Source organism: Streptomyces sp. CS113, assembly GCF_002188365.1.
Lineage (GTDB): Bacteria > Actinomycetota > Actinomycetes > Streptomycetales > Streptomycetaceae > Streptomyces > Streptomyces tendae.
In genome coordinates this window covers 7,949,644-7,974,128 of sequence record NZ_KZ195574.1, presented here as the reverse complement: position 1 = coordinate 7,974,128, position 24,485 = coordinate 7,949,644, and the positions used below count along the sequence as shown (strand labels likewise).

The 24,485-nt window shown below is 71.3% G+C and carries 24 protein-coding genes; 7 read left to right on the top strand and 17 right to left on the bottom strand.

Annotated features, from left to right (window positions below; translation table 11 throughout):
* Window positions 1–35: 35 nt before the first annotated feature.
* From galU to B9W62_RS35965, 4 genes are all read right to left on the bottom strand, one after another.
* Window positions 36–962 carry a UTP--glucose-1-phosphate uridylyltransferase GalU gene (gene galU / locus B9W62_RS35980; protein WP_087811092.1) on the bottom strand — a complete coding sequence of 309 codons (927 nt, stop codon included), beginning with the start codon at window positions 960–962 and terminating at the stop codon, window positions 36–38.
* Window positions 959–2,476: an alpha,alpha-trehalose-phosphate synthase (UDP-forming) gene (locus B9W62_RS35975; protein ID WP_087811091.1), complete on the bottom strand. Its 1,518-nt coding sequence runs from the start codon at window positions 2,474–2,476 to the stop codon at window positions 959–961. Before B9W62_RS35975 ends, galU begins: the two co-directional genes overlap by 4 nt.
* Before the next feature lie 104 nt (window positions 2,477–2,580).
* Window positions 2,581–3,660 carry a zinc-dependent alcohol dehydrogenase gene (locus B9W62_RS35970; protein WP_256976706.1) on the bottom strand — a complete coding sequence of 360 codons (1,080 nt, stop codon included), beginning with the start codon at window positions 3,658–3,660 and terminating at the stop codon, window positions 2,581–2,583.
* A 98-nt stretch (window positions 3,661–3,758) separates the two neighbouring features.
* Entirely contained in the window at window positions 3,759–4,958 is a 1,200-nt protein-coding gene (locus B9W62_RS35965; RefSeq protein ID WP_087811089.1) for an acyl-CoA dehydrogenase family protein, read from the bottom strand.
* Window positions 4,959–4,991: 33 nt separating this feature from the next.
* Between B9W62_RS35965 and B9W62_RS40415 the strand changes: the two genes are divergently transcribed.
* Entirely contained in the window at window positions 4,992–5,141 is a 150-nt protein-coding gene (locus tag B9W62_RS40415) for a hypothetical protein (protein WP_179235837.1), read from the top strand.
* A 243-nt stretch (window positions 5,142–5,384) separates the two neighbouring features.
* On the opposite strand, the gene B9W62_RS40410 is transcribed toward B9W62_RS40415, so the two are convergent.
* From B9W62_RS40410 to B9W62_RS35935, 7 genes are all read right to left on the bottom strand, one after another.
* Window positions 5,385–5,531, bottom strand: a complete 147-nt coding sequence (locus tag B9W62_RS40410; RefSeq protein WP_179235836.1) for an LxmA leader domain family RiPP — start codon at window positions 5,529–5,531, stop codon at window positions 5,385–5,387.
* A gap of 139 nt (window positions 5,532–5,670) precedes the next feature.
* On the bottom strand, window positions 5,671–6,630 hold the full coding sequence (locus B9W62_RS35960; RefSeq protein WP_087811088.1) for a T3SS effector HopA1 family protein: 960 nt from the start codon (window positions 6,628–6,630) through the stop codon (window positions 5,671–5,673).
* Window positions 6,627–7,775, bottom strand: coding sequence for a class V lanthionine synthetase subunit LxmK (lxmK, locus tag B9W62_RS35955; RefSeq protein ID WP_256976705.1), 1,149 nt, complete (start codon window positions 7,773–7,775; stop codon window positions 6,627–6,629). The genes B9W62_RS35960 and lxmK overlap by 4 nt, the downstream gene beginning before the upstream one ends.
* A 15-nt stretch (window positions 7,776–7,790) precedes the next feature.
* The gene (locus tag B9W62_RS35950; protein WP_256976704.1) at window positions 7,791–8,873 is read right to left on the bottom strand and encodes a ParB/RepB/Spo0J family partition protein; all 1,083 of its coding nucleotides are present in this window, start codon (window positions 8,871–8,873) and stop codon (window positions 7,791–7,793) included.
* A 38-nt stretch (window positions 8,874–8,911) separates the two neighbouring features.
* On the bottom strand, window positions 8,912–10,132 hold the full coding sequence (locus B9W62_RS35945; RefSeq protein WP_179235835.1) for an IS701 family transposase: 1,221 nt from the start codon (window positions 10,130–10,132) through the stop codon (window positions 8,912–8,914).
* 154 nt (window positions 10,133–10,286) lie between these two features.
* Window positions 10,287–11,288, bottom strand: a complete 1,002-nt coding sequence (locus tag B9W62_RS35940; RefSeq protein ID WP_087811086.1) for an LLM class flavin-dependent oxidoreductase — start codon at window positions 11,286–11,288, stop codon at window positions 10,287–10,289.
* Between the two features lie 120 nt (window positions 11,289–11,408).
* Window positions 11,409–11,612: a hypothetical protein gene (locus tag B9W62_RS35935; RefSeq protein WP_087811085.1), complete on the bottom strand. Its 204-nt coding sequence runs from the start codon at window positions 11,610–11,612 to the stop codon at window positions 11,409–11,411.
* 588 nt (window positions 11,613–12,200) lie between these two features.
* Here B9W62_RS35935 and B9W62_RS41015 point away from each other — a divergent pair.
* Window positions 12,201–12,956, top strand: a complete 756-nt coding sequence (locus tag B9W62_RS41015; RefSeq protein ID WP_256976702.1) for a TetR/AcrR family transcriptional regulator — start codon at window positions 12,201–12,203, stop codon at window positions 12,954–12,956.
* On the opposite strand, the gene B9W62_RS35925 is transcribed toward B9W62_RS41015, so the two are convergent.
* The 3 genes from B9W62_RS35925 to B9W62_RS35915 all read right to left on the bottom strand — a co-directional run bounded on the left by B9W62_RS35925 (window position 12,845) and on the right by B9W62_RS35915 (window position 15,992).
* The gene (locus tag B9W62_RS35925; protein ID WP_087811084.1) at window positions 12,845–13,519 is read right to left on the bottom strand and encodes an HAD family hydrolase; all 675 of its coding nucleotides are present in this window, start codon (window positions 13,517–13,519) and stop codon (window positions 12,845–12,847) included. The two genes, B9W62_RS41015 and B9W62_RS35925, sit on opposite strands and share 112 nt — an antisense overlap.
* Complete coding sequence (locus tag B9W62_RS35920) at window positions 13,516–14,724, bottom strand: acyl-CoA dehydrogenase family protein (RefSeq protein WP_087811083.1); 1,209 nt, start codon at window positions 14,722–14,724, stop codon at window positions 13,516–13,518. The genes B9W62_RS35925 and B9W62_RS35920 overlap by 4 nt, the downstream gene beginning before the upstream one ends.
* Before the next feature lie 230 nt (window positions 14,725–14,954).
* The gene (locus tag B9W62_RS35915; protein ID WP_373433725.1) at window positions 14,955–15,992 is read right to left on the bottom strand and encodes a ScbA/BarX family gamma-butyrolactone biosynthesis protein; all 1,038 of its coding nucleotides are present in this window, start codon (window positions 15,990–15,992) and stop codon (window positions 14,955–14,957) included.
* A 243-nt stretch (window positions 15,993–16,235) separates the two neighbouring features.
* Here B9W62_RS35915 and B9W62_RS35910 point away from each other — a divergent pair, with 243 nt between their 5' ends.
* Window positions 16,236–16,940: a ScbR family autoregulator-binding transcription factor gene (locus B9W62_RS35910; protein WP_087811082.1), complete on the top strand. Its 705-nt coding sequence runs from the start codon at window positions 16,236–16,238 to the stop codon at window positions 16,938–16,940.
* A gap of 60 nt (window positions 16,941–17,000) precedes the next feature.
* On the opposite strand, the gene B9W62_RS35905 is transcribed toward B9W62_RS35910, so the two are convergent.
* Window positions 17,001–18,248 carry an MFS transporter gene (locus tag B9W62_RS35905; RefSeq protein ID WP_256976701.1) on the bottom strand — a complete coding sequence of 416 codons (1,248 nt, stop codon included), beginning with the start codon at window positions 18,246–18,248 and terminating at the stop codon, window positions 17,001–17,003.
* 235 nt (window positions 18,249–18,483) lie between these two features.
* Between B9W62_RS35905 and B9W62_RS35900 the strand changes: the two genes are divergently transcribed.
* The 3 genes from B9W62_RS35900 to B9W62_RS35890 all read left to right on the top strand — a co-directional run bounded on the left by B9W62_RS35900 (window position 18,484) and on the right by B9W62_RS35890 (window position 20,916).
* Window positions 18,484–19,224 (top strand): SDR family oxidoreductase, encoded by a 741-nt coding sequence (locus tag B9W62_RS35900; RefSeq protein WP_087811081.1) that lies wholly within the window; start codon window positions 18,484–18,486, stop codon window positions 19,222–19,224.
* Between the two features lie 59 nt (window positions 19,225–19,283).
* Complete coding sequence (locus B9W62_RS35895; protein WP_087811080.1) at window positions 19,284–20,183, top strand: SDR family oxidoreductase; 900 nt, start codon at window positions 19,284–19,286, stop codon at window positions 20,181–20,183.
* Window positions 20,184–20,298: 115 nt separating this feature from the next.
* A complete protein-coding gene (locus B9W62_RS35890; protein ID WP_087811079.1) occupies window positions 20,299–20,916 on the top strand; it encodes a TetR-like C-terminal domain-containing protein in 618 nt (205 codons plus the stop codon).
* Window positions 20,917–20,985: 69 nt separating this feature from the next.
* On the opposite strand, the gene B9W62_RS35885 is transcribed toward B9W62_RS35890, so the two are convergent.
* Window positions 20,986–21,612, bottom strand: coding sequence for a TetR/AcrR family transcriptional regulator (locus B9W62_RS35885; protein ID WP_087811078.1), 627 nt, complete (start codon window positions 21,610–21,612; stop codon window positions 20,986–20,988).
* A gap of 142 nt (window positions 21,613–21,754) precedes the next feature.
* On the opposite strand from B9W62_RS35885, the gene B9W62_RS35880 reads away from it, so the two are divergent.
* Window positions 21,755–22,516, top strand: a complete 762-nt coding sequence (locus B9W62_RS35880) for an SDR family NAD(P)-dependent oxidoreductase (RefSeq protein ID WP_087811077.1) — start codon at window positions 21,755–21,757, stop codon at window positions 22,514–22,516.
* Window positions 22,517–22,626: 110 nt separating this feature from the next.
* Here B9W62_RS35880 and B9W62_RS35875 read toward each other — a convergent pair whose 3' ends face one another.
* Window positions 22,627–24,429 (bottom strand): flavin-containing monooxygenase, encoded by a 1,803-nt coding sequence (locus B9W62_RS35875; RefSeq protein ID WP_087811076.1) that lies wholly within the window; start codon window positions 24,427–24,429, stop codon window positions 22,627–22,629.
* Between the last annotated feature and the right edge of the window lie 56 nt (window positions 24,430–24,485).

Sequence of the window (24,485 nt, the reverse complement as noted above, 5' to 3'; positions counted from 1 at the left end):
GGCGGTTCGGTGGGCGGGCCTGTCGGTCGGCCGCGTCAGGCCAGGGCCGACAGGCCCGTCTCGGCGGCATAGCGGCCGAGCCACGCACGGAATTGCGGTCCGAGGTCCTCGCGCTCGCAGGCGAGTTGCACGATGGCGCGGAGGTAGTCGCCGCGGTCGCCGGTGTCGTAGCGACGGCCCTTGAAGACGACGCCGTGCACCGGGCCGCCGAGCGCCTCGCCGGTGGCCAGCCGCTCCAGGGCGTCGGTGAGCTGGATTTCCCCGCCGCGGCCCGGCCGGGTCTCCCGCAGGACGTCGAAGACGGCCGGGTCCAGGACGTAGCGGCCTATGACCGCGTAATTGCTCGGGGCGTCGGCCGGGTCCGGCTTTTCGACCAGGCCCGTCACCCGGACCACGTCGGGATGTGCGGTGCTCTGCACGGCGGCGCAGCCGTAGAGGTGGATCTGTGACGGCTCGACCTCCATCAGCGCCACGACGCTGCCGCCCTCCCGCTGCTGGATGTCCATCATCCGGGTCAGCAGCGGATCACGCGGGTCGATCAGGTCGTCGCCGAGCAGCACCGCGAACGGTTCGTCCCCCACGTGAGGTGCCGCGCACAGCACTGCGTGGCCCAGGCCTCGCGGATCGCCCTGCCGCACGTAGTACAGGGTCGCCAGACCGTTGGACTCCTGGACCTTGGCGAGCCGTTCGCGGTCGCCCTTGCCGACCAGTGCCTGTTCCAGCTCGAAGTTGCGGTCGAAGTGGTCTTCGAGAGGGCGCTTGTTGCGTCCGGTGATCACCAGCATGTCACCGAGTCCGGCCGCCGCGGCTTCCTCGACCACGTACTGGATGGCGGGCTTGTCGACGATGGGCAGCATTTCCTTGGGAGTGGCCTTGGTGGCGGGCAGGAACCGGGTGCCGAGGCCCGCCGCGGGGAGGACCGCCTTGGTCACCGGACGGTGGAAGGGGGACGTTCGAGTCATGTCAGGACCCAATCGGTGTGCCGGGCCGGCTCCTGAGGGGCCGGCGGGCGGCCGGAGGGGTGGCGGGAGGAGGGTGCACTGCTCAGTGCGGTGAGGAAGCTGCGGGCCCAGTGGTCGACGTCGTGTGTGAGGACCTGTTCGCGCAGCGCGCCCATGCGTTGTCTGCCCTCCTGTGCGGGGACGTTCAGCGCACGGAGCAGGGTCGCCTTCACCTCGTCCAGGTGGTGGGGATTGACGAGGAAGGCCCGGGTCAGTTCGGCTGCCGCGCCGGCGAACTCGCTCAGCACGAGCGCACCGCTCAAGTCGGCCCGGCAGGCCACGTACTCCTTGCAGACCAGGTTCATGCCGTCGCGCAACGGTGTGACCAGCATGACGTCGGCGGCGCTGTAGAAAGCGGCGAGCTCCTCGCGTCCCACCGAGGTGTGCAGGTAGTGCACGACGGGAGCGCCGACCCGGCCGAACTCACCGTTGATGCGGCCGACGGTGCGTTCGATGTCCTCACGCATCCGCGTGTAGTGCTCGACCCGCTCACGGCTGGGCGTGGCGATCTGCACCATGGTGACCTCGTGCGGTTCCGTGCGCCGCTCCGTCAGCAGTTCGTGCAGGGCCCGGAGCCGGACGTCGATGCCCTTGGTGTAGTCGAGCCGGTCGACACCCAGGATGATCTTCTTCGGATGTCCGAGGTCCGCCCGGATCTGCTCGGCCCGCCGCCGGACGTCGGGGCGGCGCGCCAGCCGGTCCAGTTCCCCGGCGTCGATCGAGATCGGGAAGGCGCCGACCTTCACGGTCCGGTCACCGACACGGATCTCGCCCCGGTGGAATTCTGCCTGCTGCGGCGGGCGGTCGCTGTGCGCTCCGGCGAGACGGCCCGCGAGCCACTGGAAGTTCTGCGCGCCGCCGGGCCGGTGGAACCCGATGAGGTCGGCGCCCAGCAGCCCCTCCACTATTTCGGTGCGCCAGGGCAGCTGCATGAACAACTCGACCGGCGGAAACGGGATGTGCAGGAAGAAGCCGATCCGCAGATCGGGGCGCAGCTCGCGCAGCATCGCCGGGACGAGCTGGAGTTGGTAGTCCTGGATCCACACCGTGGCCTGCGGGGCACTGACGTCCGCGGCGGCCCGCGCGAACTTCTGGTTGACCTCGACGTAGGTGTCCCACCAGCCGCGGTGGTACTCGGGCGGCATCACGACGTCGTGGTAGAGCGGCCAGAGGGTGCCGTTGGAGAAGCCCTCGTAGAATCCGCCGACCTCGTCGGCGGACAGGGTGACGGGGTACAGGTGCAGATCCCCGTCTTCCAGCGGGGGGACCTCCTGCCCGGTGGTTCCGGGCCAGCCCACCCAGGCGCCCCGCCGGGAGCGCAGGAAGGGCTCCAGTGCGTTGACCAGGCCGCCGGGGCTGTGACGCCAGCGCTGGGTTCCGTCGGAGCGGTTCTCCAGGCTCACGGGCAGCCGGTTGGCGACCACAACGAGCCCGGCCCTGCTCGCCGGCGAGGGACTTGCGTCGTTCTCTTCCATCCGAATGCCTCTTTCCAGGGAGTGCTGCGGCCGGCGCGGGGCCGTGGTCCGCCGGGCGACGGTGGTGCCGGCCGGCGGACCGGCGGCCCCGCGGCACGTCGGCGCTACTTCGCGAGGGTGTCCGGGCCGCGGAAGTCGACGATCGTCTTGAGGTCGGTGGTGAACCGGTAGTTCTCGAAGATGTCGACGAGACCGTCGTAGTCGGCGAACTTGTGGACCGTGGAGAGCAGCGCCTTGCCGTCGACGATTCCGGTGAGCAGCATCTGCATCGCCGAAGCGATGACGTTCGCGCTCTTGTGCATCGGGAAGTGGGTTACGTCGAACGGCGCCGAGATGATGTTGATGCCCTTGGCCAGCATCAGCCAGGTGTCGAACTTCTGCATCTCCTGTGAGGCGCCGTACAGGACGTAGCGGCCGCCGGCCTTCAGCTTGCGCATGGCGACGCGGCGCGGGTCCTTGTTCTCGTCCGCGACCTGGACCGTGGGCAGGGCGTCGAAGACGTAGTCGAAGGTTCCTTCGTCGACGGTGTCGATCAGCTCGTCGGGCAGGTAGGCCTTGTGGGAGAACTGCTGCTCCGCGAAGTCGTTGCGCGCCGGGTTGGTGTCGACGGACACCACCATGTTCGGGGCGAGCAGGCGCCTGATGACGCTGCCGGCGATGACGCCGATCGGCCCGGTGCCGAGGACGAGGACCTTGTCACCGACCTTCGGGGGGTTGGAGAGGACCGAGCGCAGGGCGCCGGTGACGGGCTCGATGAAGGACGCCTCCAGGTCGCTGAGTTCGTCGGGTATCTTCACCGCGGCCGCGCGTTTGTCGTCGTGGAAGTTGCGGTCCGCCTCGAAGATGTCCTCCTTGACCTGGCCGGAGAAGATCGGGCGGACGGTGCGGTACTCCGCGAAGCCGCCGAAGTCGGTCTGGCCCCAGTAGACGATCCGGTCGCCGATCTCGATGTCCACGGCCGAGGCGTCGAACTCCGGGCCGATGTCGACGACCTCGCCGAGATATTCGTGGCCGAGGACGACCGGGTACTCGGAGGGGAAGAGGTGTCCTTCGTAGAAGGAGATGTCGGTGGAGCAGATCGAGACGCAGCGGGTCTTCATGAGCAGACCGTCGGCCGGCGTCTGCGGAACGGGCAGGTCCGTCAGGACCGTCTTGCGCGGGGCCAGGAGCTGTACTGCCTTCATCGTTTGCATGCTTGCCTCGTCTCTGAGTCTGGCTTCGTGCGGCTGCCGAACGAACCGTTCGCGCCTTTTCTTTTCTGCGGGAGTGGTGTCGTGGCGCATTACCGCCGCATCTGGAGTTCTCCGCCGAGGAGGTACTGACCGACCATTTCGAAGTGGGTCGACGAGAGCGTGATGTGCTTGACGGCGGAGTGCACGTCCCGGAAGCAGCGCTCGAGGCGGCTGGTTGCGTAGACGGAGCTGGCTCCGGCCAGGTTGTATGCCGCGTCGACGGTGGCGGCGGCCTTCTCGGCGACCGTCGCCGCGGTGAGACGGACGAGTGCGGTCAGCGATTCGCCGCCCGTTTCTCCCTGTTCGGTGACCTGGCGGGCGGTGTCGTTGAGCAGAAGCCGCGCGGAGTAGAGGTCGAATTCGGCCCGGGCGAGCTTCTCCTGAATGACGTGGCTCTTGGCGAGAGTGCTGGACGCACCGGTAGGTGTCTTCGCCGCGGCCAGTTCCTTGAAGGAGTCGATGGCGTCCTGGGCGATTCCCAGAGCCGTCGACGCCGAGGTGAAGGGCCCGAAGTCGTAGTAGCCGATGGCATAGGCCCGTGAATCCCGCCGGGCCGGCGGCCGCAGCATGTCCGTTCCCTTGACGGTGAATTCCTCGGGAACATGGACGTCGTTCACCGTGAAGTGGTTGCTGCCGGTGCCCCGCAGGCCGACGGTGTACCAGGTGTCGCGAATCTCCGCGTCGGCGCGCGGCACGAAGAGCATGCGCGTCTCGGGGCCCCGGGGGGTCCGGCGCACCTCCCCGTTCTCGGTGACGAACGCGGCGCAGACCAGCCAGTCGGCGTGGGCGGATCCGCTGGCGAAGGCCCATTCGCCGCTGAGCCGGTAGCCGCCCGGGACTTCCTCCGCGTGGCCCGAGGGATTGACCCCGCCCACCACGAGTCCGTCGTGGTCGCGGAACATCCGCTGAGACGTTGCCTCGGGGAGGTAGTCCGAGAGGCGGCCGATGGCGCCCTGCACTCCCATCTGCCAGGCCACCGAGGCGTCGATGGCAGCCAATGCCTGGATGACGGCGGAGCCCGTCTCGATGCTCGCCTGCTCACCTCCGAACGCGGTGGAGACCCACATGCGGGGGATGCCGGCGTCGCGCAGCGCCTCGAAGACGGTGCGGGAGGTGACCCGGCTGTGGTCGGCCTCCTGTCGGGCCTCCTCGATGACCGGCGCCAACTTCTCGACCCGGGTCAGCCATTCCTCCGTTTCGGCGGTCGGAACGAGGGCCGGAAGCCTGTGCTCGGCGTTGATTGCGTTCACGTACGCTCACTCCACATTCGCAAAGTTCGGTCCATGGGCCAGTTCCCTCCCGCAGCCGGAAAGGGGGCGCCGCTCGACCGGCATGAGGCCGCCGGGGCGCAATTGGATCGCATCCACATTGATGCACAGAAGGAAGAGGAGTTCGGTGCCCGTGCGGCGCCGCTCGGATCGCTGCTGCTGTGAGCCATCGTGCGACAGGCCTGGGACTTGCTCCTGTTCGGACAACGAACTTTCGTCCGGTCCGGGAGGGCGCCGTTTCCGGCCGCCCGTCCTCTCTTTTCCCATCTTGATGCAGGAACAGGCGCACTGCAAGCACAACCTGGCCAAGTCGGCAGGGAGTTGCACGGTTTCTCCTGGGACAACAAAAAGCCTGAGGGCCGCGAGACCCTCAGGCAGTTTTGGGCACGCCGCGCGTGCCGCCGATTGTCAGTGGTTGCCGGTCAGGCTGAAGGTCGGGGTGATCGAGAAGCCCGGGGTCTTCGCCGAAGAGGAGGCCTCCATGGCCGCCGCCAGCTCGTCCACGTCGGTGTAGGCGTCGAAACCGGAAACCAGCTCGTCGAGGTTCTTCTCCATGACACTCACCTTTCTCAGGGGATTTCCTTGGATGTCGCACGGCCGCCTTCAGGGGGCCGGTTTCTTTTATAACAAGCGGCAACTCACAGGACCACACCGGTAATTCGGGGTTGCACACGGAGAAGGCTGGATCTCCACGTCAGGTGAGGTTGTCGGCGGGCGCGCTCGCATCGATCCCCGCCTCGATGAACCGCTGGACGACCAGTTCGTGCCGTGGTGGCGCGGGCTCGGGCATCAGGGCGTGTTCGACAAGGGCTCCGGCGAGGACGTGGGCCCGGTGTTCACCGAAGCTCATCCCCCGCATTCCGGGGCGGGTGTCCGCCGGCTCGGATGCGGAGGCGATGCCGGGCGCGTGCCGTCTGGCGAACAGCGACGTGCCTGCCAGCAGAGCCGGATGACGGCGCAGCGCCGCGACCAGACCGCCCACCGCCGTACGGGCTTCCGGGCCCAGGTAGACGACGACGGCGTCCTGCCGGGGGTAGTGACGGGGGACGGTCCCGGCTTTGGCCCGGTAGGGGACGCCGTCCGCTTCCAGCCTGCGCAGCACGTCCCCCAGGAGGCCGGGTGCCGCTTCCGGGCTTCTCACGTGCAGGTACAGGCGCAGGAGGGGTCCCCCGCGCGGACCGCCGCGGGAGCCGGTGACGAAGAAGTACCCGGGTGAGACGGCCGGGTTGGTGGCCGGCCAGGTCAGTGAGACGGTTCCGCCCCGCCGCACCGGGCCGGCGGCGGGGTCGATCAGGTCGGTGGGGACGCTCACCCGGACCCCGCTGATCTCGACCACGATCTCGGGTGAGGTGCCGTCGGTGCGGACGACCGGGGCGTTCAGTGGGGTGTGCCGGTGCGGGACGGCTGCGTGGAAGGCCGCTTCGAGCGGGCCGTCACGCAGCGTCTGGGCGGCCTTCACGGGTGTGGCGAAGCCTGCGTGGAAGCGTTCGTAGATGGCCGACGCGAGTTGTGCCTGCATGTCACGCGGGGTGCGGGCGGTCAGTTCGCGTCCGGGCAGGACGGCTCGTCCGGCATCGCCGGAGACGCCAATGGTGTCGATGGCGTCCTCGACGTGCGGGGCGAGCCGCGAGGCCGGGCTCTTCGCCGTGGTCACGAGGTCCCCTCCAGGCCGATGGCCGCGGTGAAGTGGTCCGCGCGCAGCACGATGTTGCGGCCGATGCCGGCAGCGGCACGACTGAACGCGCCCAGGCGGGCGCTCTGAGAGGCTCCGGCGAGGAGCCTGTCGTACAGGTGCCATCCCGCGAAGGCGGCGGCCCGGGCTGCCAGGCCGGCCTCGGGTTGCCGGTCGTGCGGCGGGGGTGTGTCCGGCACCGGGTGGAAGCCGGCGGATGCGGCGCGGTATCCCTGCCAGAAGGCTTGGATGCGGGGGCGGACGCGTTCGATTTCGGCGGTCATCCGGGCCATGGCCCCGCCGGGGGTCAGCCGCGTCGCGGTGTCCTGCGGTACTGCGGCGAGGACGGCGCGATGGAGCCACTCTCCGACGAAGCTGCCGATGTCCCTGGCCGGGTCGGCCCGGCGGAATTCCTCCCAGTCCGTGAGGTACAACTGCCCACCGCGGATCAGGAACTGGTCGAGCCGTAGATCCGTGTGCGAGGGACGGCGGGGCACGCGTGCCGAAAGGCTGTCCAGCCGGTTGAGTGCGTCGGTGATCTCGTGGTCGTGCTGGAGCAGGGCCCAGGCTTCCAGTTCGGCGCGGCTGGCTTGGGCGAAGGTGTGCAGCGGGAGCGCCTCGAGGTGGGTGAGGGGCAAGAAGGACGTGGTCGGCTCGACCTGTTCGGGCTGGTCCGTGGGCAGGTGATGCGTGGCTGCGGTCATCCGTCCGGCTCGGTCGCACCAGTCGGGGCCGAATCCGTCGTCGCGGTCGGCGCAGTCGCTGCCGGATGTCGCGTCCGGGAGGAGCTCGAAGACCATGAGGCGCGCGGACTCGTCCCAGCCGAGGCAGCGTGGGCTCAGAACGAGCTCGCTTCCGTGCACTGCACGCGTGCGTTCGTAGGCCACGGCCCGTGCCAGCCGCTCCTGACCGTTGCGGCCGTCCAGCTGCTTGACGAAGACCTGGTGTCCGCCGCTGGTCGCACCGGCCCAGTTCTTGTTGCGCCCCGGATAGGAGACGACGCCCGTCGGGGTGAGGCACCCCAGGCCGAGATCGGTCAGCAGTGCGTTGACCTGCGGTGTCTGCGAGAGGTCTGCCGCGAGGAGTTCCGTCCGGGCAGGTGGGATCGCTGGTTCGGCGGTGTTCACGAGACAGGGCGTCCTTCACGTTCGGCGGTCGAGTCGTTTGCTGAACTCCGCCCAGAGCTGTGCGCATTCGCGGGCTGCGGCAGAGAGGTTGCCCAGGCTGTGTTGCGGGAGGGCGGCGATGAGTTCGTCCCCGTGCGCTTGCGACAGAAGCCGGTTGTCCAGCAGGCGCAGGAGCAGCCGTCCGGCTTCGCTGTGACGGATCGAGGGGTCGCGACGCAGTGCAGACAGGGGAGCGTGCGGCGGAGACGGCCGGCTGGTCGCGGGGACTTCCACGGGCTCCCGGCAGCCGGCTTGTTCGGGCGGTGCGTTGACGGCGGCGGGCCGCCGGCCCGTCCGATCGGCCGGGACGGCGCGGGTGGGGGACGGCCCGCCGGCCTTGGGGCGGCGTTGTCCGGCGGGTACGGGGTCCTGGTTCTGGCGCAGGCGTTCGCGGACGTCGCGGACGGTTCCGGGGGACAGCCCCGAAGCGGTGGCGACTTCTCTCAGGGAGGCCTGCGGGTGGTCGGTGATGTACTGGGCCGCCCGTATTCGGCCGTCGGCGCTGCTCACGGGCCGGACTCGGCCGTCCCGGCCCACTCGGTCGTGCGACTGCGCGTTTCGGGCACTTGCACGGCTGCGGATACGGCGGACGGTGTCGGCCGCGAGACCGGTGACCGCGGCGACGGCCCGGTCGGACCACTGCGGGTGGGAGGTGATGACGCGTTCGGCGGCGTCGGTGCGTTCCCTGCGCGTCAGTGGGAGCCCGTGCTGGACGTTGGCAGCGACGGCCAGGGCGAAGGCGTCACGGTCGGAACCCTCGTAGAAGCGGGCGGCGATCTCGGTGTCGCCGCGGATCAGGGCGGCCCTGACGCGGTGGGCGCCGTCGATGAGGCGCATGGTCGACGCGTGCACGATCACTGGCGGGAGTTCGGCGTCCGCATCGGCCAGCATGCGTGCGTGTTCGGCGCTTTCGCTTTCGCTGCGTGGTGAGTCGGCGACCACCAGGTCGCTGATCCGCACCATGTGGACGGTCGGGTCGAGTGCGCGCAGATGTGCCGGCCCGCCGCCGCTGACGGCGGCTTCCGACGGACTGCCGACTGCGGTGTGGTGCTCCTTCACGTGCTTGCCCCCGTTCGCGTGTGGTGGTGGACCGCTGGTCAGGAGGTCAGCCGTACGGGCGGCAAGGACGCCCGCTCCAGGGTGCCGGGAGCGCGGTGGGGCCGGCCGCGCCTGTGCGGATGCAGACGGGTGTAGGCGTACGCGGCCGAGGCCATGGTCATGTGGTGGTGCCACCCGGGGAAGGAACGCCCCTCGAAGTCGAGGATGCCGAAATCCGTTGCCAGTTCGGTCATGGCGGTGTCGGCCGCCCGGGTGTGCCGGGTGAGGGACACGACGTCCTCGACACTGCGGTCGACCAGGTTGGTGATCCAGTACCGGGCCGCCTTGTGGGTGCGGGACGCGGGGCGGACGATGAGCCTGTAGACGGGCAGTGCGTCGGTCGCCTCGGCGTTCCCCTGCTCCGGAAGCTGTACCGGTCCCGAGTGCAGGAGCACCGGCTCCCTGGTTCCGGCAGGGGTGGGCGTGGGCACCAGTTGAGCCTGAAGGGCGTGCCCGCGCGCCACGTACTCGGCGGCGATCACCGGCTGTGTGCCGGCACGGGCGGCGACGACGGGCTGGGTCGGGAGCACTTCGGCGACGAAGGTCTGGCGGTGGCGGCTCAGGTCGCCGGTGATACGGGTGTGGTCCGGCACCCGGCGCAGGTCGAGGACCCAGGGGATGTGCCGCAGTCGCGGTGCGTGTGCGGCGCGCACCGCGAAGCGCAGCACGTGCTGCCATGCGGATTCGACGGTCGCCGAGTCGGGGATGCGCGCCCGGCGCCGCCGGTCCGCGTCGTGGCTCCACGTGTTGTCCAGCACGATGTGCCAGTCCACCGGTGCGCTGTAGGCGTCGGCGACGGTGAAGAGGGCCAGGGCTCGCTGGCCGTTGACTACGCGTCCGGCGTCGGGGTCGAAGCGCCGGTGCACTCCGACCGAGTGGTCGCCCCTCTTCGGGATGGTCACCTCGGCGATGCTCCAGGCACGCGGCCGGGCGTGGGACGCCAGTGCGCCGGCCAGGGCGTGCCGGACGGTGGACCAGTCCCACGGGCTCGAGTTGATGAACTGCTGGAGTCCGTGCGCCGAGTCCGCCGAGTGCGCCCCCGCCCGCGCGAGGCGTTGCAGTGTCTTCCTGCCCGGTGTGTTCAGCAGCCCGTTGAGGTACGTCCGGGCCCAGCGGCGCTGGTCCGCGCGTCGCAGGGACGCGAAGACGTCCTCCACGAACTCCGGCACGGTGTCCGGACGCGTTGTCGTCGTCGGCTGGTACGTGCGGTCTGCCAGCATGCTGGTCACTCCCCCTGTGTGCCGCTCGCCGCGGATGCGGTCGTTACGATCAACCCCCGATAAAATACCTTCTCGAAGGTCAGTTTTTCTGCACGGACGGACTACTTTCACAACTCGGCGCCTGACCGGGGGCTTTGCCGTCGTCGTGAGCGGATCAGGTGGACGCGCGGGGCTCGTTGGCGCTCTCGTAGGCATCGATGATGGCGTCCAGATCGTGCAGGGCCGCCCGCGCGCCCTCGGTCAGCAGCACGCCCGACACGTTGACGATGATTTCGTCCACGCCGTGCTCGTGGTACCGCCGCAGGTGGCCGGCGATCTCGTCGGGGGTGCCGGTGACGTACACGCCGCTGTCCACCAGTGCCGCCGCCCCTGCCTCCGGCCGGCCCGGATCGACGGCGACTCCCGCGCGTCGCAGCATGTCGCAGTAGTGGGCCGAGCGCAGGTGCGGTCCGACGGCGGCCAGGGCCGCCTCGTTCACCCGGCGGCCGGGTCTGCGCACGGCGGCGTGCACGACACTCGCGATCCGGGGCACGGCTCGGCCCCGTTCGCCCGCCCCGCGGCGCAGCGCCGGAAGCAGAACCTGCCGCGTGTACCAGTACGGTGCGAGCCAGGTGATCGCGACGTCGGCCACCTGGCCGGCGGTGCGGGCCATACCGGGCCGCAGCACACCCAGTCCCACTTCCACGTGCGGGGCGTCGGGCATCGGAGGGAGCCGGTACCGCGTGGTGTGATGGCTGCCGCGGTGCTCGACCGTCTCGCCGTCCAGCAGGCGCCGCATCACGTCGGCGTACTCACTCATGGCGCGCAGCGGACGGTCGTAGGGCGCTGCCAGCAGCCGCCGCTGGAAGTCCTGGGCGCCGGGACCGTAGCCCGCCACGTACGGCACGCCTGTCATCACGCTGAGGCTGCGCGCCTCGACCGCTGCCTGATACGGGTGGCGCAGGGGGGCCAGGGCCACCGCCGTTCCCAGGGCCAGTCCGGGCAGGCGGGCGGCCAGGCCGGCCAGCGCCAACTGGGATTCGATGTGCAGGGATTGCCCGATCCACAGACGTCGTACGCCGCGTTGGCGGGCGAACGTGCCGAAGGCCGTCATCGCTTCGACGGAGTGGGGAGGAGCGGGTTGGAAGACTGACAGCGGCTGCCGCGACGGCGCCATGGGAGTGCCTCCTTCGGGGTGGCCCGCGGACAGCGAGAGGACGCGGACGCGGGATGGTCTGGTGGCGACGTCATGCCGCTCGGGGGCTGCGGCGGGCCGGGCCGCCGGAGTGTGCGGTGATCACGGCCTCGGGCTCCCGACGGGCCGGCGGATGTCGTCGAACGCCTCGGCGAGCACGGTGAGCAGGACCGTCACTCCTGCCGGCCCGGGTACGCGGATGTCGCGGCCGGTGGCGAGTTCCGGTACCTGCTCGGTCGCGTCGGTCGGGGCGCTGTGGACGAGTACGGGGTCGGCCGTGCCGTTGCGGCGCCGCTCGGCCGGCATCCGGAAAGCCGGGGGATGCCGCCGGGCCGCAGTTCGGTCACCAGTCGGCCGACCTCCACGGCGAGCCGGTGCCGGGCGGCCAGAGCGGACAGGAAGGCATGCAGGTTGTACTGGGTCCCTCGGGGGCCGGCGGCCTCGCGACTGTGGACGGCGACGGAGTGGCCCTTGTCCTCGAGCCGTACTCCGGTGGGGAGTCGACCGTCGGCCGGCGCGGACGCCGGCTCCGCCCCGGCCGGTGCGACGCCGGGGTGCCGGTGAGCCGGAGGGCGGCGTGACGGCCATGACGTGGGTGTTCCTCTCGCGTTTGGTTGCGGCGTGCGGGCCGTGCTCCCCACTCCCACGACGCTGCCCGCACGACGAGTCGTCCTCGCCCGGACGGTAACGGGCGCCGTGCCGCTGCGACCGCGAACCGCCCGTTCTCCGTGCGACTTTGGAACGTCCGTGGCTGCTGGGCGCCATGTCCGGCGCGGCCGCGGTGAAGATGGCCAAATAGGCCAACTCTTCCGCTCCGCGCTTGTGGGCCGACGGGCCACGGGAAAAGATTCGCGAAGGACGGTTTTTGTTGGCCGAAGACCTCGAAGGGACATCGTGGTCAAGCAGGACAGAGCACGCCGTACACACGAGTCGCTGCTGGACGCGGCGGCGAAGGAGTTCGTGCGGCACGGGTACACGGGCGCCAATCTGCAACGGGTCGCAGATCTGGTCGGCACGACCAAGGGGGCGCTCTACGCGCACTTCTCCTCCAAGGAGGCGTTGGCGTGCGCGCTGACCGGACCGTTCGAGCAGGCCTGGCACGAACTGCTGCGAGAGGCGGAGGCGACGGGCCCGGTGAGCACGGAGGCCCTGTCCGATCTCGTGCAGGTACTCGTCCGCCGTCTCCGGGCCGACCTGCGCTTCAGGGCCGGCTTTCACCTGACGGCGGAGCATGCGCGTGCCCGGCGGCAACTGCCCCCGGCCGTCCGGGACCTGGGCCGGGTACTGCCCCCTCTGATCCGCCAGGCGCAGGAGCGCGGCGACGTCAGCCCCACTCGCGAACCGGAGATGCTCAGCCGGCTGCTCATCACGCACATCTGCGGCATCCACTTCACCACCACGGAGTGCCAGGCGGACGCCTGCCCCGAGCAGGTGTCCGCCCTCTGGCAGCTCGTGCCGCGGCCGACGGCCGCCAGGACCGACCGCGAGACCCGTCATGCGCGGGACGCCGGGAGTGCCGAGTGCGCCGAGCCCGCGGCTCACGGCACCGGGATGACCCGCACCCCGGGGAGAGCGGTGAGGAGTTGCGGGTCCTCGCCCACCACCGTGGGGTGCCCCACCGCCGTCAGCATCGGCAGATCGGACACGTGATCCCCGTACGCATGGCAGTCGGCCGGTCGGATGTGCGGGTAGCGCGCGAGGAGGCTGTGCACCGCTCTCCGCTTGCCCTCGGCGATGACGGGACCGTCCTCGAGCCGGCCGGTGAAGACGCCCTCGTGTACTTCAGGGCGGGAGCACAGCAGGTGTGCGGCCCCGATGTCGGCGGCGATCGGGTCCAGCACGGCGGGGAACGACCCCGACACCAGCACGATGCCGGTGCCGTCCGCCCGGTGCCGGAGCACCTCGGCCCGGGTCCGCTCGACGTAGAAGCCTCCCTCCTGCTGCCGGACGGCCAGCCAGCGGACGCCCCACTGCGCCACCTCCGCCGCCTGCTGGCCCTTCCACGCCTCGTAGTAGGCGCGGTTCGCCTCCGCCCGGTCCGCACCGGCCGAGAGCAGGCCGGCCAGTCGCCGACAGGTGCCCTCGGCGTGCCGGGTGCCCCGTCCGCCGTGTCGCCCGGCGAAGTAGAACCGCAGGAAGCCCAGCATGCTCTTGTCCCTGATCAGGGTTTCGTCGACGTCGCAGAAGACGAGGCTGCGCAGGGTGGCCGTCATCGGCGGGCCCGCGCCGTCTCCGGTGCGCCGGCCGTGTCCTCGGCGCCGGGATCGCCCACGCTGCGCGCATAGGCGGCGGCAGCCGGCTCCGGACGCAGAACCGCGTGCGAGGCGATGGTCAGCACGTCCCGCCAGCGCCGTTGCAGGGCACTGTCCGCGTCTCCCACGTGTGCTCCGCCGGCGCGGAAGAGCCGGTCGACCGCGTCGGACAGGCGGTCCGCGCCGAAGGCGGCATCGCGCCGGTTGGCCGCCACCAGGGCAGCGTCCGGCTCCTCCGTGTCGGCACGCCCTGCCGCCTGCCTCAACAGCAGTTCGGCGGAGTCGATGTCCACGGAGGCGCGCGACAGGCGCTCCGGCACACCCGGTTGGTCCAGCGGCCGCAGGGCCCCGGCCCCGCGTCGAGCGGCCCACGCCGTCCAGGAGTCCCGTACGGCGCGTGCCGCTCCCAGCGCGGGGGCGGCGAACATGAGCCCGCCGGCGAGGTGAGCGGGTGCCGTGTGACAGCGCGCGCGGCTCGCGGGGCCCTCCCCCGCGAGCACGGGGTCGAGACCCACGGCGCGGTGCTCGGGGACGAACAGGTCGCGAACCGTCACGGTGTGGCTCCCCGTGCCGCGCAGGCCTGTGCTGTTCCAGGTGTCCCGGACCGTCACGGATGCGGCGGGAACGGCGAAGAGGACGGTCCGGGAGGGACCGGCGCCGTGCGTCGGAGCAACCAGCAGTACCCAGTCGGCGTGCCGGATGCCGCTGACCGGTGCCCAGTCCCCCTCCAGGTCCCATCCTCCTTCCACCGCCCGTGCACGGCTGACCGCCGGGGCGAGGGCGGCAGCGATGCGGGTGTCGGGTGAGGTCGCCCAGATCTCCTCCTGCGCCGCGCCGGGCAGGAATGAGGCGAACCTGCCGTGCGCCGCCCACAGGGCCGCGCACCAGGCCGCCGACGTACACCCTTCCGCGACGGCGGCGGCCGCGGTGACCACGTCGCTGAACGTCCCCTCCCGGCCACCCCACCGGCGGGGCACGAAATGGCGGGCGAAACCGGCCCCGTCCAGGGCGGCCACGGTCGCGGCGGACAGGCGGCGCGCCCTGTCGGCCTCGGGTGCGTCGCGGCCCGCGACAGCGGCCGCGTGCAGGAGCGCCTGCCGTGCGAAGCCGGCGGGATCCGGCGCGCGGAGCTCTGCGGCAGGGGGCGGGACGGTGGGGGCCGGCATCTGCTTTTCCTTCGGGTGAGGGCGGTGAGGCCCGTCGGACACGGACGAACGGGGACGCGCCTCGGAGGGGCGACTGGACGAGCCCGGCCCCGTGCCGGGCCACCAGATGCCTCAAGTGGCAAGTGCGCGTACAAGAACATTGTTTAAATACCTTCACTCAGGTATTTATTGGGGGCGCACTGTCAACCGTTCAACAAGTTCGACACATCGAGGAGGGTCCGTGGCCTTCGTCACCGGCTGCCGACCATCTCTTCCCCGTCCCCGGGCCTCGGTGCGTCGGCCGCCGCAGGCCGGCCCGGCCCGACGGGCTCGCCACCCGGAAGACTCCAGGTGCTCTCCGTGACGGCGACCGGCCTGCCGCCCTGCACGGCCTGGATGCGCAGCCGACGCCTGCACGGGCCCTGTGGCGGCGACTGGTCCGCCGGTGACGGCGTTGCGGCCGCCCGGTCGGCGCCCGCCTCCCGCACGTCCTCCAGGACGAGCAGATGAACCGGCTCGTCCAGTTCCGCGAAGGCCAGGCAGTCGATGGCCAAGGACGAGAGGACCGGCGACGTCCGCCGGTCGTCGAGCGCCTCGCCCTGGGGCCCGGCCAGCACATACCCCAACTGCCGGATCCCTTCGAGTATCACCATCAGCGGGACGTGGTCCGTGGGGTGGTCGAAGAGAATGGCGTGGTCGAGATCCAGTCTGAGCTGCCACTGACCCGGCGACGTCCCGGCGACGATGACACTGTCCTTGGCGCGCAGCCGCCCCACCAGAAGCGGATCCAGACTGCCCGGTTCCGGGTGAGCGGCCCCCCGGACGGGCGGGGCAGCGGCGGGGGCCGAGGCAGCGGAACGCCACCGCAGCAGTTCGTACCGTCGCTCGTCGACGGCGATGACCTGAAGGCTGCCCCGGCCGCACTCCTTGCCGCCAACGCTCAGCACCACCTCCAGGCACATCCCGAACCGCTGCGTCGGCCTGCTGTCCACCCAGCGCCATCGCCCGTCCAGGACCACCGAGAGCGGCTGGGAGCCGACGCGCAGCGCGTCGGCGTCCGTGATCTCGAAGTCCATGGTGCGGCCCACGAAACGGTGGGTCAGCGGCACTCCGTAGTGCCAGTGCCCGAGGTACACCAGGGCCTGCCGGATGGTCTCCGCCACCAGCAGGGGGTCGCTGCGACCCTCCTCGTCCGGGTGGTAGAGCGCGTGGTCGCGAGGCCATTGCGCACCGACCAGGAAGCGGTCGTCGCCCAGCGACACGGCATCGGTCACGAATACCTCGGCCACGGCGGCACGGTGCACCATCCGCCGCGGGATGGTCTGCTGAAAGGTCAAGTCCTGCGGCGTTGTGGCACTGCGTCCCGTCGGTCCGGCGTGGGCCCGGCACTCCTGCATACCCATCTCCCCCTGCGAGCATCCGAGGGCGCCCGGTCCTGGCCCCCTGCGTCGAATCTACCTTCGAGAAGGTTTCTTTCAGGGACAAGTCCTTTTAGGTGCGACACAGATCACCGTGAAGTTTGGAGAGCATCGATGAACGACCCCTCGGGCCGGCCGGCCTCTGCCGCGGGCAAGGAACTCAAGCAGGAACGAGCCCTGCGGACGCGGGAAGGCATCCTCGATGCCGCCGCCCGGCTCTTCGCCGACAAGGGGTACCCGGCTGTCACGATCCTGGACGTGGCGCAGCAGACGAACATCACCAAGGGCGCCGTGTACTTCCACTACGCCAACAAGGAAGCCCTCGCCGCTGCCGTCACCCACGAGTTCTACCGGCGGCTGCCCGCCCTCGCGCAGAACGTCGACGAGCTCGGCCTCTCCCCCCTCGCTTCCGTCGCCGAGCTGCTGACCCGCACGGCGCTGGCCCTGCGGGACGACACGGTGATGCAGGCGGGAGCCCGGCTCCAGATCGAACGGGCCTTGATCGGCACCGACTTGCCGGTTCCCTTCCAGGACTACACGAGCCTGGTGAGTACGTGGCTCGAACAGGCCGTGGAACTGGGCGAACTGCGGCACACGACGCCGCCGGGCGCGATGGCGCGTGTCATCGTCGCCGCGTTCTTCGGCACCCAGCACATTTCCTGGGTCCTGCACGACCGCAGGGACATCGCCGAACGCACCCTGGAGCTGGTGGAAGCAGTGCTGCCGTCGTGTCACGACGCCTTGAAAACCTGTCCCTCCGCACGTGCGGTACGAACGCCGGTCGGCGGGACCGTTCATGAGGGCACGTCGGCGCCCTGACCGGCCGTGGACCGCTGCGCGTCCGGGCCGTCGCCCGGCGAGGCGGCGACCGGGCCCGGGTCAGGAGGAGGCGGGCTTGCCCGCGGACCCGGCCGTCGCGCTCCCCTCGTCCGCGTCAGCGGGTTCGCGGACCGTGCCGGAGGCCGTGACGACCTTCGAGCCGCGCCCGTCCCGGTCGAGGTAGCCGCCGGTGACGGCCAGGCCGAGTCCGACGAGGGCCAGGGCGGCGCCGACCAGTGCGGGCGAGGACCAGCCCCAGCCCGCCGCGATGACCAGCCCGCCCAGCCAGGCGCCGCCCGCGTTGGCCAGGTTGAAGGCCGAGTGGTTCGAGGCCGCCGCCATCGTCGGCGCCTCGTGCGCCTTCGTCATCAGCAGCATCTGCACGGGAGTGGTGATCAGTGAGCTGAGGGCGCCGACGACCGTGATGACGACGAGCGCGGGCACCACCTGACCGATCGTGAAGTACAGCGCCACCAGCGACGCGGCCAGCAGCGCGAATCCCGCGTAGAGCGTCGGCCGCAGCGCCCGGTCGGTGAGCGGGCCCGCGACGAGGGTGCCCACCGTCATGCCCACCCCGAACAGTGCGAGCACCAGGGTGGTGGAGGCGTCCGAGATGCCCGTCAGATGGGTCAGCATCGGCACGAGGTAGCTGTACACGGCGAAGTAGCCGCCGAATCCGACGACCGCCGTGACCAGGCCGAGCACCACCTGCTTGTTCTTCATCGCGCGCAGCTCGTGCATGACGCCGGACTGTGCGCCACGGGGCTGATGCGGGATCAGCCGCGCCAGGGCGACGAGGGCCACGACGCCGATGGCGGACACCGCGGCGAACGCGTAACGCCAGCCGAGTTGCTGGCCGAGGGCGGTTCCGACGGGGACACCGACGATGTTGGCGACGGTGAGGCCGAGGAACATGGTCGAGACGGCGCGGGCCGCCCGGTCGGGCGCGACCAGCTTGGCGGCGACGACGGCACCCACGCCGAAGAGCGCGCCGTGCGGCAGCCCCGCCAGGACGCGCGCGGCGAACAGCAGGGCGAAGTTCGGGGCGAGTGCGGAGGCGGTGTTCCCGACGACGAACACGCCCGAGAGGATCAGCAGCAGTCGCTTGTGCGGCACACGGGCGCCGATCCCGGTGAGCAGCGGCGCGCCGACGACGACGCCGAGCGCGTAGGCGGAGACGAGGTTGCCCGCGTGCGGCACGGACACGCCGACGCCGTCGGCGATCTGGGGCAGGAGCCCCATCGTGACGAACTCGGTCGTGCCGATGCCGAACGCGACGACGGCCAGGGCCAGCAGAGCCAAGGGCATGGCGAGGGAAAGCCTTCCGAGGGGGAACGGGTGGGTGAGGGCGCACCACCGCGCCTGTCCTCGTCGACCGGGTGCGTGGCCGCCGGACCAGCATCTCAGGCGCTCCGATCGCGCAGGGCGCGCGGTCCCCGTACGGGACGCCACCCCCTCCGCAGACCCCTCATATGGACGCAGCGTTCATTTCGTGGTTATATGAACGTGTCGTTCATTTGAGTCGGACATCGAGGAGACCCCCATGAGCACCCCCGACACCAACCGCGTCGCCCTGGTCACCGGCGGTTCCGGCGGCATCGGCCGCGCCGTGGCCGAGCGGCTGGCCCGGGACGGATTCGCCGTCGCCGTCCAGTACGCCGGCAACCGGGCGAAGGCCGAGGAGACCGTCGCCGCGATCACCACCGCCGGCGGCCGGGCCCTCGCCACGGGCGGCGACGTCGCCGACGAGGAGGCGATGAGCACCGCCTTCGACACCGTGCGCTCCGCCTTCGGCGGCGTCGACGTCGTGGTCAACACCGCCGGCATCATGATCCTGTCGCCGGTCGCGAGCCTCGACCTCTCCGACCTGGACCGGATGCACCGCACCAACATCCGCGGCACCTTCGTCGTCGGCCGGCAGGCCGCCCGCACCCTGCGCTCCGGCGGCGCGATCATCAACTTCTCCACCTCCGTGGTCCGCACCCAGCTGCCCACGTACGGCGCCTACGTCGCCAGCAAGGCCGCCGTCGAGGCCATGACCCTCGTCCTCGCCCGCGAACTGCGCGGCCGCGACATCACGGTCAACGCCGTCGCCCCCGGCCCCACCGCCACGCCGCTCTTCCTCGACGGCAAGGACGAGGCGACCATCGACAGGTTCGCCAAGGCGACTCCCCTGGAGCGCCTCGGCCGCCCCGAGGACATCGCCGAAACCGTCGCCTTCCTCGCCGGACCCGCCCGCTGGATCAACGGCCAGGTCCTCTACGCCAACGGCGGCCTCGCGTGACCGCCGCCTCTCGCGGTCCGTCCCCCCGCGTCGTTCCCTCCACCGAAAGGATCCGCTCCATGTCCCCCACCGGCACCGTCGTCGTCATCACCGGCGCCTCCAGCGGCTTCGGCGCCCTCACGGCCCGTGCGCTGGCCGACGCCGGACACACCGTCCACGCCGGAATGCGGCACACGGCCGGCCGCAACGCACCGCAGGCGCAGGCGGCCGTCGACTACTCGCGCGAGCACGGTGTCGACCTGCGCCCGGTCGAGCTCGACGTGAACTCCCCGTCCTCCGTCGACGCCGCCATCGCCGGCATCGAGGCCGCGCACGGCCGCATCGACGTGCTCATCCACAATGCCGGGCACATGTCGACCGGCCCCGCCGAGGCGTTCACGCCGGAACAGCTGGCCGCGCTCTACGACGTGAACGTGCTGTCCACCCAGCGCGTCAACCGCGCCGCCCTGCCCGGCATGCGCCGCCGCGGGCAGGGGCTGGTGCTCTGGGTGTCCAGCAGCAGCGTCAAGGGCGGCACCCCGCCCTACCTGGCCCCGTACTTCGCCGCGAAGGCCGCGATGGACTCGCTCGCCGTGTCCTACGCCGCCGAGCTCGCCCGCTGGGGCGTGGAGACCTCGATCGTCGTGCCCGGCTCGTTCACCAGCGGCACCAACCACTTCGCCCACTCCGGCCACCCCGACGACACCGCCGTCGAGGCCGAGTACGAGACCCGGTACGCCGGCCTGATGGAACAGGTCGCGGGCAAGCTCGCCGCACTGTCGCCGGACGGCGCGAGCGCGTCGCTGGTCTCCGACGAGATCGCCCGCATCGTCGCGCTGCCCGCCGGAGAGCGTCCCTTCCGCGTCCACATCGACCCCGCGGACGACGGCTCCCAGGAGGTGTCGGACACCGCCGACCGGGTCCGCGCCACCTTCCTCGACCGGATCGGGCTCGCCGACCTGCTCACCGTCCGACGCTGACACGGACCGTCCTGACACCCCCGACGGTGGGCCCGGTCGAACCGTCCGCCGATTGGACCGCCCACCGCATCCCCCGGAACACTGTCCCCCGTCCCCGACCGAACAGGAGCACAGCGTGGCGGACTCGGCCAACGACCCGGCGGCCCCGACGAGCAGGGGCCGCGGACGCCGCCCCGCCGGCGAGGTGCGGGCCGACGTCCTGCGCACCGTGGGCGAACTGCTGCTGACCGAAGGCACGGCCCGCCTCACCTTCGAACGCGTCGCCAGGGCCTCCGGCGCCAGCAAGACCACCCTGTACAAGTGGTGGCCCTCCATCGGTGCGCTCGCCCTGGACGCCTACTTCCACGCCGTCGAGGACACCCTCGCCTTTCCCGACACCGGCGACGTCCACGCGGACCTCCTCAGCCAACTGCGCGCCTTCGCCCACCTGATGACCCGGACACCGGCCGGACGGATCCTGACCGAGCTGATCGGCGCCGCGCAGACCGACGCCGACCTCGCCACCGCCTACCGCCGGCTGTACTCCGCACAGCGCCGCCGGCTGGCCGGCGAACGCCTCCGGCGGGCGCAGGAACTCGGCCAGATCCGTGACGGCGTCGACGTGCGGGTCCTCGTCGACCAGCTGTGGGGCGCCGTCTACCACCGGCTCCTCATCCCCGACGAACCCGTCACCGAGGACTTCGTCACCGCGCTCGTGGACAACCTCCTGGACGGGGTGCGGGGACGGCCGTGAACCGCCGTCGCAGCCCGCGGGTGAGCCACCCGGGCGCGGGGTCGTGGCGGCAGGCGACGCCGGAGCGGCTCAGGTGAGGCCGGCCGCCGTGACGGCCAGGGCGGTGCGCAGGGTCTCCGCGAGGTCGGCGCGGGCGGACGCGGCGTCGGTGCCCGGCTCGGTCGTCCGGTAGGCGTGGTGTTCGACGGCCGCGCGGAGGGCGGCGTTGAGCATGGCGGCCCAGATGGCCGGCCGTACGTCGTCGGCGGGCAGTCCGGCCCGCTCGGCGAGGGCGCGAGCGAAGGCCGGTTCCGCCTCGTCGTGGGTCTGGAGCCAGACCGCGCGCAGGCCCGGTTCGGTCCGGGTCAGCCGCAGCAGGGCGCCGACGTCCGGCCCGGGCAGGACCTCGGCGGTGGTCCACAGGTGATCGAAGGCCTCCTGGAGCGGGTCGCCGGGGCGCCACTGCCGCAGCGCGGCGGCGATCGTGTCGATGCCGGTCGAGAACAGCGGCCGTACGCAGCTCTCCTTGGTCGGGAAGTAGCGCCACACCGTGCGTGCCGAGACGCCGACCGCCTGTCCGATCTGCTCCCCCGTCGTCGCGGCGACGCCCTGGGCGACGAACAGGTCGACCGCGGCGCGGGCGATCTCCAGCCTGATGGCGGCCTTGCGCTCCTCCGTCAGGGGTGGACGCCCCGTCCGTCCGCGAACTGCGCTCATCTGCCCCTCCGGCGCCGGTGGTCCATGCCCTGCGCATTCTCCCCCACCGCGACTTTATGTCACTGAGCGACATAAAGAGGTAGGGTGCTGGCGCGGTGCGACACGAGTCGATCGCGTCGGCACCTCTCGGACGGAGCACTTCATGACCGGCGACAGCGACGGACGCAGCGTGATCGTCACCGGAGCGGGATCGGGCATCGGGCGCGCGGCGGCCCTCGCCTTCGCCGCCCAGGGTGACCGCGTCGTGGTGGCGGACCTCAACGCCGACGGAGCCGGTGCGACCGTCGAGGAGATCGAGCGGGCCGGCGGCGTCGCGGTGGCCGTCACGGGCGACCTGAGCGAGCAGGCCGTCGTGGACCGGGTGACGAAGACGGCGGTGGAGCGGTTCGGCGGCGTGGACGTCCTGGTGAACAACGCCGGGATCATGGACAGCATGTCGGCCCTGGCCGACGTGAGCGACGCCGAGTGGGAGCGCGTCATCCGGGTGAACCTGACCGCGCCGTTCCTGCTCGCCCGCGCCGTGCTGCCGCACATGCTGGCCGCGGGCCGCGGCGCCATCGTGAACACCGCCTCCGAAGCCTCCCTGCGCGGCAGCGCGGCCGGCGCCTCCTACACGGCGTCCAAGCACGGCGTGGTGGGACTGACGAAGTCGCTGGCGGTGACGTACCGCAAGAACGGCATCAGGGCCAACGCCGTCTGCCCCGGCGGCACCGCCACCGCCATCTCGGTGGCGGCCGACCGCACGGCGCACGGCCCGACCGCCCTCGGCCCGCACTTCGTCAACCTCGGCCGGGTGTCTCGGCCCGAGGAGCAGGCCGCCGCGATCCTGTTCCTCGCCTCGGACGCCGCGAGCAACATCAACGGCGCGATCCTGCCCGTCGACGACGGCTGGTCCGCCGTCTGACCCGCACGCCCCGCCGGAGGCCGGCCGCACGGCGGTCGGCCGCACGGCGATCGGCCGCACGGCGATCGGCCCTCCCCGGTCCACTCCGCGTCGCCGGCGGTGCGGCCGGCTCAGGAAGCCCGGCGGGCCTTGAGCACGTCGTCCATGGACCCTTCGCGCCAGCGCTCCAGAAGGCCGTGGAAGGCAACGGCGCCGTGCGGGTAGGCGTGGGGCCCGTTCGGCCGCCCGCGCCCCTCACCGTTGTAGTACCCGGGGGTGCACTCGGCGTGGAACCACTCGTGGTCGGGTGCGTCCTCGGCCATGACGGCGAGCCAGGCGTCCTCGGCCTCGCGGGAGGGTTCGATGACGGCGTCCCCGGCTTCGGCAGCCGCGACAAGTGCCGCCGCGTGCACGGCGTGTTCGTCGAGTACGTGCGTGAAGTTGACGCTGCTGGCGCTCTGCCCGGCTCCCAACTGGAGCAGGTTCGGGAATCCGTTGCGGGTGAAGCCGTGCAGGGAACGCGGTCCCCGCTGCCGCAGCGCCGCCAGCAGTTCGACGCCGTCCCGGCCGCGGACGGGCAGCTTCCCCGAGTGGACGCCGGAGACTCCGACGGAGAACCCGGTGGCGAAGATCAGGCAGTCGAGTTCGTACTCGGTGTCGCCGACCACGACACCGTGCTCGGTCATGCGCTCGATGCCGTGGGTGTCCGCGGTGTCGACCAGGGTGACGTTGGCGCGGTTGAACGCCTGGAGGTAGGTGTCCGAGAAGGTGGGACGTTTGCAGGCGTACCGGTACCAGGGTTTGAGCTTCTCGGCCGTGTCCGCGTCGGCGACGATCCGCTCGACGCGGGCGCGGACCTCGTTCATCTTCGCGGCGTCCGCGGCCTCGTAGGCCGCTTCGAATGCCCGGCGGTCCTCCGGACGGCGAAAGCTCGGCAGGAGCTTCTCCAGGAGACCGGCCGAGGCGGTCCACCGGTCCGCCACCAGGTCCTCTTCGACGGGCTCGCCGGACACGATGCGCAGGAAGTTGTCGCGCCGCTCGCGCGCCCAGCCCTCGCGGTCGGCTCCCACGTCCTGCGCGGTGGTGCGGCGGTTGGCACGCACGTCCACGCTGGAGGGGGTGCGCTGGAAGACGTAGAGGTGTCCCGCGTCCTCGGCCAGCTTCGGGACGACCTGGACGCCGGTGGCGCCGGTGCCGACGACGCCCACGCGCTTGCCCGCGAGCCCGGTGAGGCCGCCGTCCGGGGTGCCGCCGGTGTAGCCGTAGTCCCAGCGCGAGGTGTGGAAGGTGTGCCCCTTGAACCGCTCGATGCCGGGGATGCCGGGCAGCTTGAGCTCGGTGAGGGTTCCGGTCGCCGTCATGACGTACGTGGCGTGGAACCTGTCGCCCCGGTTGGTCGTGACGATCCACGCCTGTGCTGTCTCCTCCCAGGTCAGGGAGGTGACCGAGGTGGAGAACAGAGCGTCCGCGCGGAGGTCGAACTTCTCCGCGACCCGCACCGCGTGGCGGCGGATCTCCTCTCCCGGGGAGTACTTCCACTCCGGGACGTAGCCGGTCTCGTCGAGCAGCGGCAGGTAGACGTGCGACTCGACGTCGCAGTGGATGCCCGGGTACCGGTTCCAGTACCAGGTGCCTCCGAAGTCTCCGCCCTTCTCCACGATTCGGACCCGCCCGACGCCCTGCTGACGCAACCGCGCGCCCGCCAGGATGCCGCCGAAGCCGCCGCCGACGACCGCCACGTCCACCCGGTCCCGCAGAGGGTGGCGCTCCCGCGGTGTCTCGGCGTACGGGTCCTCGGCGTAGTAGCCGAATGCGGCGTCGGCGGCGAGGTACTGCCGGGCGCCGTCGGGGCGCACGCGGCGTTCTCTTTCCGCCCGGTAGCGCCGCCTCAACTCGGCCAGTTCCTCGGGAGAAGTTGCATCCGAGTACGTCATGTGGGGGGACCTCTGTCCTTCCGGTTCGGGGCGAGGACGCCACTCCGTCCGAGGAA

What these genes read in the sequence shown, in the direction of transcription:
- B9W62_RS35975 (WP_087811091.1), bottom strand. Translation starts at nt 2,476, where the DNA reads ATGGAAGAGAACGACGCAAGTCCCTCGCCGGCGAGCAGGGCCGGGCTC.
- B9W62_RS40415 (WP_179235837.1), top strand. Translation starts at nt 4,992, where the DNA reads ATGGGCCAGTTCCCTCCCGCAGCCGGAAAGGGGGCGCCGCTCGACCGG.
- B9W62_RS35935 (WP_087811085.1), bottom strand. Translation starts at nt 11,612, where the DNA reads ATGCCGGCCGAGCGGCGCCGCAACGGCACGGCCGACCCCGTACTCGTC.
- B9W62_RS35880 (WP_087811077.1), top strand. Translation starts at nt 21,755, where the DNA reads ATGACCGGCGACAGCGACGGACGCAGCGTGATCGTCACCGGAGCGGGA.
- B9W62_RS35910 (WP_087811082.1), top strand. Translation starts at nt 16,236, where the DNA reads ATGAACGACCCCTCGGGCCGGCCGGCCTCTGCCGCGGGCAAGGAACTC.
- B9W62_RS35940 (WP_087811086.1), bottom strand. Translation starts at nt 11,288, where the DNA reads ATGGCGCCGTCGCGGCAGCCGCTGTCAGTCTTCCAACCCGCTCCTCCC.
- B9W62_RS35885 (WP_087811078.1), bottom strand. Translation starts at nt 21,612, where the DNA reads ATGAGCGCAGTTCGCGGACGGACGGGGCGTCCACCCCTGACGGAGGAG.
- B9W62_RS35900 (WP_087811081.1), top strand. Translation starts at nt 18,484, where the DNA reads ATGAGCACCCCCGACACCAACCGCGTCGCCCTGGTCACCGGCGGTTCC.
- galU (WP_087811092.1), bottom strand. Translation starts at nt 962, where the DNA reads ATGACTCGAACGTCCCCCTTCCACCGTCCGGTGACCAAGGCGGTCCTC.
- B9W62_RS35895 (WP_087811080.1), top strand. Translation starts at nt 19,284, where the DNA reads ATGTCCCCCACCGGCACCGTCGTCGTCATCACCGGCGCCTCCAGCGGC.
- B9W62_RS35920 (WP_087811083.1), bottom strand. Translation starts at nt 14,724, where the DNA reads ATGCCGGCCCCCACCGTCCCGCCCCCTGCCGCAGAGCTCCGCGCGCCG.
- B9W62_RS35875 (WP_087811076.1), bottom strand. Translation starts at nt 24,429, where the DNA reads ATGACGTACTCGGATGCAACTTCTCCCGAGGAACTGGCCGAGTTGAGG.
- B9W62_RS40410 (WP_179235836.1), bottom strand. Translation starts at nt 5,531, where the DNA reads ATGGAGAAGAACCTCGACGAGCTGGTTTCCGGTTTCGACGCCTACACC.
- B9W62_RS35945 (WP_179235835.1), bottom strand. Translation starts at nt 10,132, where the DNA reads ATGCTGGCAGACCGCACGTACCAGCCGACGACGACAACGCGTCCGGAC.
- B9W62_RS35925 (WP_087811084.1), bottom strand. Translation starts at nt 13,519, where the DNA reads ATGACGGCCACCCTGCGCAGCCTCGTCTTCTGCGACGTCGACGAAACC.
- B9W62_RS35970 (WP_256976706.1), bottom strand. Translation starts at nt 3,660, where the DNA reads ATGAAGGCAGTACAGCTCCTGGCCCCGCGCAAGACGGTCCTGACGGAC.
- B9W62_RS35905 (WP_256976701.1), bottom strand. Translation starts at nt 18,248, where the DNA reads ATGCCCTTGGCTCTGCTGGCCCTGGCCGTCGTCGCGTTCGGCATCGGC.